A 5,607-nucleotide genomic window follows, 5' to 3' on the forward strand; every position below is an offset into this window, starting at 1 on the left:
GCTCGGCCGTGCGAATCCACTCAAACGCCACCATCTCGGCGGTCACCAACTCGGCCCCGGCACCGGCCAGTCGGTCGTAGGCGGCGTCTCGGTTGCGTTCTGTGCGCGAGGTGCAAGCATCGGTCACCACCCACACCTCGAATTCGTCTTCGAGCAAGTCCAGGGCCGTTTGCATCAGGCAAATATGGGCTTCGCAGCCCGCCAGCACGATGGTTTTGCGCTCCTCAGTGCCGGGTTGAGGTTTTTGCAAATGGCGCGGCAAGCTGCGTGCATTGCCCTTGGGGGCTTGGGGCGGCTCGGGCTGCAGCCACTCGCCCAACCCCTCTTCCACCGCGCTGAACTGCATTTTGGCCAGCACCTGACGGCAGTGGCTGCGGATGTCGGGGGGCATTTCACCCAAACGCGATGGATTTTGTTCGGTGCCCCAGGTGGGCACATCCAGCGCCTTAGCCAATGTGGCCAGGCGGGCCGCGTTGGCCCAGACCGCATCGGCGTCCAGCATCACCGGTTTCAGTCGGGCCTGAAAATCCACCAGCACCAATTGGCTTGCATCTGCATCGATCAACATGTTCAGTCCTTTGAGTTTCTGGGTCAGGATTGTCGCAGCACCCTCGCCGTGCCCGGTGCATGGCCCATGTTCGACGCCAAAACACGGGGCCGCCAAGACGCTCTGTCCCCGGCTGCGCATCAACCACGCCAAGTGGCCCACGCCTAAAAGGCTGATCGGCAGCGTAAAAATATCCGTTATGCTCAAAAGCTATGCGCTGGTTTTTGCTGATTTATTTTGCCGTGTTCCTGAACGCAACGGCCTGGTCAAACCCTTTGGAAGAAGGCTTGGGCCAGCCGCTTGCTGAGCGTGATCTGGTGTCGCAGCTCTCTGGCCAACTGAACCTGGCCAAAGACAAAGCCAGCGACCACGCCTCGTCGATCGTCACGCAGGCCATGGGCCTGCTTGGGGTGCCTTACCGTTATGGCGGCACCAGTGAAGTCACCGGTTTCGATTGCAGCGGCCTCGTGCGCCACCTGTATGAAAAGTCGGTCGGGCAGCTCTTGCCACGACGGGCCGTGGACCAAGCCCGTACCACAGACGTGATTGACCGCAAAGAATTGCAGGTGGGTGATTTGGTGTTTTTCAACACCATGCGCCGTGCCTTCAGCCACGTTGGCATGTATCTGGGCGATGGGAAATTCATCCACGCCCCCCGCCCCGGACAACCGGTCAGAATTGAAGACATGCGCACGGCCTACTGGAAAAATCGCTTCAACGGTGCCCGGCGTGTGCCGCTAGACACTGAACCAACAAACCCATGAAAACTCAAATTGATCACCTCGTGGTGATGGCCGCATCTCTGGACGAAGGCGTGCAGTGGTGCGAAGACACCCTGGGCATCACTCCAGGCCCCGGTGGCGAGCACGAAAAATACGGCACCCACAACCGCCTGTTCAAAATCGCCTCACCCCAATTTCCCTTGGCCTATTTCGAAATCATCGCCATCAACCCAGCGGCCGTGATTCCGAAACGTTCCCAAGTGCCGCGTTGGTTCGACATGGACGACGCGGCCTTGCAAAAAGCCGTGGCCCAAGGCCCCCAGTTGATTCACTTTGTGAGCAGCACCGACGACGTCAAGGCCGCACGCCATGTGCTGCGCACCCAAGGCATGGAACGCGGCCAAGTGGTGCACGCCAGCCGCAAATCGAGCAAAGGCATGCTGCACTGGCAAATCACTGTGCGCGAAGACGGTGAGCGTTTGTTCAACGGCTGTCTGCCCACCCTGATTCAATGGGGCAAGCCCGATGCCGCCGAGCCGCTGCGCATGCACCCGCGCAACAGCCTGCCCCGCTCAGGGGTCACCCTGCAAAGCCTGACCGTGCACCACCCCAGCGCGGCCAAACTGCAAGCCGCTTATGAGGCCATTGGTTTGTCGGACATCGCCATCGAAGCGGGCCCCGCCAATCTGGTGGCCACGCTGCAAACCCCCAAAGGCCTGGTGCAACTCCAAAGCCTGGGGGTTTGACTCAGGCCCGATAGGCCTGGGCCTTGAGCGCCTGCACCTTGCCGTAGGCGGTGAGCAACTTTTGGTGCATGGCGCAGCCTTCCAGCTGCAAGCCGGGTGCCGAAATGCCCATGAACCGGTCGGTCTGGGCGATCAAAGCCTGCGCCTGCCCCAACGCTGCTGCGCCGTAGAGCTGGCGCAATGCCGTCAAATAAGGGCCGGTGCTGCCGCCGTCAGACAGCTGAATCAGATTTTCAACACAGGCATAAACTGCCCTGCGCTGCGGTGCGAGTTGGTCAAAGTGGCGAATCCACTCGCAGCCTTCAAGGGTGGCCTCTTCGTTGCCCGAGGCCAGCGCCAGCAAAGTTTTGAGTTCGCCCACACGCAAGTCGGACCAAAAACTGCCCGCATCGGGTGCCAAGCCAATGACTGCCGCCACCGGGCGCTGATCGGCCAAGCCCGACTCATTGAGCGTGGCCAACAAATCTTCGCACTCGTCGTCGTCCAGATCGGTCAGGTTCAAAATGGCTTCGCGCATCGGGTTGGCGATGCTGTTGTTCTCGAAATCCAAATCGTCCACCGGGTAAATCTCGGACATGCCGGGCACCAAAATGCGGCAGCCGTACACGCCCAGATGCTCAAAATCTGCCACGTAAATGTCAAATCCCTCTTCGTGGATCTTGTTGACAGACCATTCGTAGTCTTGCGCTGTGGTGCTTGCAAAGTTCCAATCCACAAAAACATGGTCCGGGATTTCACTCAAAAAGTTCCAGTGAATCACGCCGCTTGAATCCACAAAATGGATCTCGATGTTGGTGGCGCTCGCCGCCTCTTCGAGATCGAACGTGGGGGGCGGAAAGCCTTTGAGGGTGTCCAGCGCACGGCCTTGCAGCAACTCGGTCAAGGCACGTTCGAGGGCCACCTCAAACCGCGGGTGCGCGCCAAAGCTGGCAAAGCAGCCTTGGTCTTCAGGGTGCAACAAGGTCACATTCATCACCGGGTATTGCCCGCCCAAAGAGGCGTCCTTGACCAAAATGCCAAAGCCCGCTGCACGCAAGGCCGCAATGCCTGCAGCGATGCGCGGGTATCGGTTGATCACGGCTTGGGGCACATCGGGCAGACAAAGGCCTTCGCTGATGATCTTGCCCTTGATGTAACGCTCAAACACCTCTGACAAAGCTTGTGTCCGCGCCTCCGGCGCGGTGTTGCCCGCGGACATGCCGTTGCTCACATACAAATTGCCGATGATGTTGACCGGAATGAACGCCGTGCTGCCGTCGCGCTGGCGCACATAAGGCAAGGTGCAAATGCCGCGCTCTTCGTGGCCCGAATTGAACTCCACCAAGCTTCGCGCAGACAGCGTCCCCTCTGGGTTGTAAAACGCATGCAACTGCGGGTTGAGCAAACCTTGCGGCCACACATCGTCTTCTGGCAAATCGAACCAGCGCTCTTGCGGGTAATGCACAAAATCGTGGTTCGCGATGTCCGGGCCCAGGTAGAAGTGGGTCCAAAAATAATTGGTCGACAAGCGCTCAAAAAACTCCCCCAAGGCACTGGCCAAACACGCCAGACGCGTGGCACCTTTGCCGTTGGTGAACAAGATCGGGCAATCGCGGTCGCGGATGTGCACCGACCAAATGCCGTCCACCGGGTTGAGCCAGCTTTTTTCTTCGATGTGAAAGCCCAGCGCCTGCAGCTTGGCTTGCAGGTTCTGAATGGTGGCTTCCAGCGGGGCGTCTTTGCCGGGGATATAAGTTTGCAGGTTCACGGCAAGGGCCTTGTTGGAAATAGCGTCCGGACCGGACAAGCCCGCATTTTGCGCGTCAATGGCCCCAAAAAAAGACTCAGTCCTGATCTTTGGGCAAGGTGGCCAACAAGGCCATGCCCGCTGCCATGACCGCTGCCGTCAGCCAAATCGCCCCTTTGAACGTGCCCGTGGCCTGTGCCATGGCCCCCGCCACGACAGGCGCGACGACCTGGGCCGCACCATAGCTGAGCGTCAAACGGGCCATGGCCTTTCCCGGATTTTGCGGCGCACGCCGCCCCACCAAGGCCAAGGTCATGCTGACGATGCCGATGAACGTGGCGCCATAACCCACCGCTCCCGCCAAGGCCGCAAACAACGAGGCCGAAACGGCGGGCAGCACGATGGACACGGTCTGAAGCCCGAAGGCCAACAACAAGGCCCGGGTATCGCCAAAGCGCCGCGCCACCTTGTCCCACAAAAACACAGCGGGCATGGCCGCCAAACCCACCAAGGCCCAAGCCAATGCGCCCTGCCCGGCCAAAGCAGGCTCTCGCTCGACCATCGCCACGGTGAAGGTGGCGTTGATGACAAAACCCCAGCCCGCAGCAAAGTAACTGCCCGCCATGGTCAGCATCCAACGGCGAGACACTTTGGGCGCCACCTGGGCAGCATTGGCTGCCAACGCAGCAGGTGGAACAGGTGGACGCCACAGCCAAGCTGGCACAAAAAACACCAAGCCCACCGCCGCCATGGCCAACCATTGGTCTGACCACAGCGACCAAATTCGGGACACGCCCCAAGCCCCCAGCGCCGACACCACAATGCCCAGACCCAGGCCAATGAACAGCACCCCCAACTCGGGCCGGCGGCCCTGGCGCATCAGCCAACCCAGCACCAAACCCGCACCCAGCAACATGCCCGTGGCACCACACAAACCGCCCAAATACCGCCACAGCACCCAGCTGGGCATCCAGGTCGACATCGCCATGGCCGCCACGGTGAGCAAAGACAACCACAAGCCCATGCTGTAGAGCCGGTGACGCCAACGAACGTCGTCGATCCAAGCGGCGGCCAAGGCCCCCGAGATGTAGCCGGCGTAATTGATGGCGGCCAAGCCCCCAGCACCGGCATCGCTCAATCCGGTTTGCAACTGCAACGCGGGCAGCAAAGGGGTGAAGGCAAACCGGGCCATACCAATGCTCAGCACCAAGCCAAAAATACCGCCCAGCATGACTTGCCAAGGCTTGAGTGGGCGCGGTGTTTGGGTGTTTTGCATGAGGAGTGGCAAGTATCCCTTCAAATGAGGGGTTTGCGCGAGGCACTTGGCCTCGGCATGACGCCTTGGCAACACAAATGGGCGTCGCCGAGACGACAAGCAAGCCCGATCGAGCAAGGGTTTTCACCATCGCGAGCAGGCCAGCCGCCGCCTAAAGTGAACGCACAAGGAGACCCACCATGCCCGCCATTCACCGCCTTATTTCCCCCATTCGCCGCAGCCTCGGCTTGGCCCTGCTGGGCTGTTGCGCCCTGACCGCCACGGGCGCTTGGGCCCAAGCCTTTCCCACCAAGCCGATGCGCCTGGTGGTGACATTCCCATCCGGGGGAGCGCCCGACATTTTGGCCCGCTTGTTCAGTGAAAAAGCGCAGTTGGGCTTTCCGATCGTGGTCGACAACAAGCCCGGCGCGGGCGGCAACATTGGCGCCGACAACGTGGCCAAAGCCGCCAACGACGGCCACACCTTTGTCATGGGCACGGTCGGCACCCACTCGATCAATGGGGCGCTCTACGAAAAAATGCCCTATGACATGGTCAAGGACTTCAGCCCCATCTCGCTGGTGGCTTCGGCCCCCAACTTGCTGGTGGTG

The 5,607-nt window shown here is 60.5% G+C and carries 6 protein-coding genes; 3 read left to right on the forward strand and 3 right to left on the reverse strand.

Annotation, left to right across the window (positions count from 1 at the left end; genetic code table 11):
- Positions 1-568 (reverse strand): isochorismatase family protein (locus tag Q0341_RS11440; RefSeq protein WP_299513369.1); only part of this gene is annotated, 568 nt, incomplete at its 3' end.
- 191 nt (positions 569-759) lie between these two features.
- Here Q0341_RS11440 and Q0341_RS11445 point away from each other — a divergent pair.
- Both Q0341_RS11445 and Q0341_RS11450 read left to right on the forward strand, forming a co-directional pair.
- Complete coding sequence (locus Q0341_RS11445) at positions 760-1,311, forward strand: C40 family peptidase (RefSeq protein WP_299513371.1); 552 nt, start codon at positions 760-762, stop codon at positions 1,309-1,311.
- Positions 1,308-2,015, forward strand: a complete 708-nt coding sequence (locus Q0341_RS11450; RefSeq protein ID WP_299513373.1) for a VOC family protein — start codon at positions 1,308-1,310, stop codon at positions 2,013-2,015. The genes Q0341_RS11445 and Q0341_RS11450 overlap by 4 nt, the downstream gene beginning before the upstream one ends.
- Position 2,016: 1 nt before the next feature.
- Here Q0341_RS11450 and ycaO read toward each other — a convergent pair whose 3' ends face one another.
- The gene (gene ycaO / locus Q0341_RS11455; RefSeq protein ID WP_299513375.1) at positions 2,017-3,762 is read right to left on the reverse strand and encodes a 30S ribosomal protein S12 methylthiotransferase accessory factor YcaO; all 1,746 of its coding nucleotides are present in this window, start codon (positions 3,760-3,762) and stop codon (positions 2,017-2,019) included.
- A 76-nt stretch (positions 3,763-3,838) separates the two neighbouring features.
- Positions 3,839-5,017: a YbfB/YjiJ family MFS transporter gene (locus tag Q0341_RS11460; protein WP_299513377.1), complete on the reverse strand. Its 1,179-nt coding sequence runs from the start codon at positions 5,015-5,017 to the stop codon at positions 3,839-3,841.
- Positions 5,018-5,196: 179 nt separating this feature from the next.
- Here Q0341_RS11460 and Q0341_RS11465 point away from each other — a divergent pair.
- Positions 5,197-5,607, forward strand: a 411-nt coding sequence (locus Q0341_RS11465; RefSeq protein ID WP_299513379.1) for a tripartite tricarboxylate transporter substrate-binding protein, incomplete at its 3' end; no start/stop codon positions are given.

The organism is uncultured Limnohabitans sp., from assembly GCF_937889215.1.
GTDB lineage: Bacteria > Pseudomonadota > Gammaproteobacteria > Burkholderiales > Burkholderiaceae_C > Limnohabitans_A.